Consider the following 2,268-nt stretch of genomic DNA (forward strand, 5'->3'; position numbering starts at 1 on the left):
GTGGTATTGGCGTTGGGAGAAGCGCAGGATAAGCGTCTGGTGGCTTATGTGGTGGCACCCGTGGATGAGGGGCTGGCGAATAGCCTGCGTGCTCACCTGAGTGCAACTTTACCGGACTATATGGTGCCGTCGGCCTTTGTGCGGCTGGATGCGTTGCCGTTGACGCCGAACGGTAAGTTGGATCGTCGTGCGCTGCCGGCACCGGACAGCGAGGCTTTTGCCCGTCAGATCTATGAGGCGCCGCAAGGAGAGAAAGAAGCCACATTGGCGGCCATTTGGCGTGAGTTGCTGGACATTGAACAGGTCAGCCGGCACGACAGTTTCTTCGCGCTGGGCGGTCATTCACTGCTCGCGGTACGGATGATTGAACGCCTGCGTAACCTGGGGCTGACACTGGCGGTGCGTGACTTGTTCCAGTCGCCGGTGTTGTCTGAGCTGGCTCGAACATTGGGGCAGCACCGGGCCGTGGTGGTGCCGCCGAATGTCATTACGTCAGCGACGACGACACTCACCCCGGTGATGTTGCCGCTGATCGATCTGACTCAGGCCGACATTGACCGTATCGTCAGGCAAGTGCCGGGTGGGGTGGCTAATATTCAGGATATCTATGCCCTGTCGCCATTGCAGGATGGCATTTTGTTCCACCACTTATTGGCAAACGAAGGGGATCCATATCTGGTGGTCAGTCAGATGGCTTTTGCTGACCGCACCTTGCTAGACCATTATTTAGCGGCAGTGCAACAGGTGGTTGATCGGCACGCTATCCTGCGTACCGCCTTTATCTGGCAAGGATTATCTGTGCCGGCTCAGGTCGTTTGGCGTCAAGCCACATTATCAGTCATGGAACTGACTCTAGATCCGACTGACGGACGGGTTTGCGATCAGTTAATGCAACGTTTTGACCCCCGTCATTATCGTCTCGACCTGAGCAAGGCACCGTTATTGCGCTTTGTGGTGGCACAGGAAGCTGATGGCCGTTGGATTGTCCTGCAATTGCTGCATCATCTGATTGGTGACCATGAAACGATGGAAGTGATGCACCGGGAAGTCCAGGTGTATCTGACGGGGCAGGAGGACAGCCTGCCTGCGCCGACACCGTTCCGCAATCTGGTGGCACAGGCTCGGTTGGGGGTGAGTCAGGAAGAACACACCCGTTTCTTTACTGACCTGTTAGCTGAGGTAGATGAACCGACATTGCCGTTTGGTTTGACGGAGGTGCATCGTGATGGTTCGCAGGTGACGGAATCCCACCGGATGTTGGCGCCTGAGCTGAATGATAGTCTGCGTAGTCAGGCCCGGCGTTTGGGCGTCAGTCTGGCGGCTTTATGTCATCTGGCCTGGGCACAGGTGTTGTCGCGCACCAGCGATCAGGAGAAAGTGGTGTTCGGCACGGTGCTGTTTGGGCGTATGCAGGCGGGAGAAGGGGCAGACAGCAGCATGGGGCTGTTTATCAATACCTTGCCGTTGCGGCTGGATATGGATAATACCCCGGTACGGGACAGCGTACAGGCCGCCCATACCCGACTCGCTGGACTATTAGAGCATGAATATGCATCACTGGCACTGGCCCAGCGGTGCAGCGGTGTGCAGAGTGAGATACCTCTCTTTAGTAGCTTGTTGAACTATCGGCATAATGCCCTGGCGGCATCGTCAGATGAACTGATAGGCGGTATTGAATTTCTGGGCGCACAGGAGCGGACTAACTATCCGTTTGTGCTGTCGGTGGAAGATTGTGGTAACGCACTGGGGCTGACCGCTCAGGTAGTGCAACCGTATGATCCGGAGAGGTTATGCGGCTATATGCAACAGGCATTGGAGAGCCTGGCGGCGGCACTGGAGCAGGCCCCGGAGACCCCGGTACGGGCACTGAATATTTTGCCTGAAACAGAGCGTACGTTGTTGTTAAAAACCTGGAACGTGACGGAAACTGCTTCTCCAGACCCGTTATGCATTCATCAGTTGTTTGAACAGCAGGTGGCGCAAGCCCCTGATGCGCCAGCGTTAGTGTATGAAGAGCAAACTCTCAGTTATGCCGAATTAAATGCCCGTGCTAACCGGCTGGCCCATCAGCTGATTGCACTGGGTGTCGTACCCGATCAGCGGGTGGCGATTTGCGTGTCACGTTCACCGGCAATGGTGGTGGCGGTATTGGCGGTGCTGAAAGCCGGTGGCGCGTATGTGCCGTTAGATCCGGTCTATACTGGTGAGCGTCTGGCCCATATTCTGACGGATGCGGCTCCGGCTATTTTGCTGGCGGATAACCCCGGA

1 protein-coding gene is annotated in these 2,268 nt (G+C 56.4%); it reads left to right on the top strand.

From position 1 onward, the window contains the following. Nucleotides 1-2,268: condensation domain-containing protein (locus LGZ99_RS24145; RefSeq protein ID WP_262979817.1), on the top strand; the 2,268-nt coding region annotated here is incomplete at both ends.

Source organism: Photorhabdus temperata (assembly GCF_025384845.1).
Lineage (GTDB): Bacteria > Pseudomonadota > Gammaproteobacteria > Enterobacterales > Enterobacteriaceae > Photorhabdus > Photorhabdus temperata.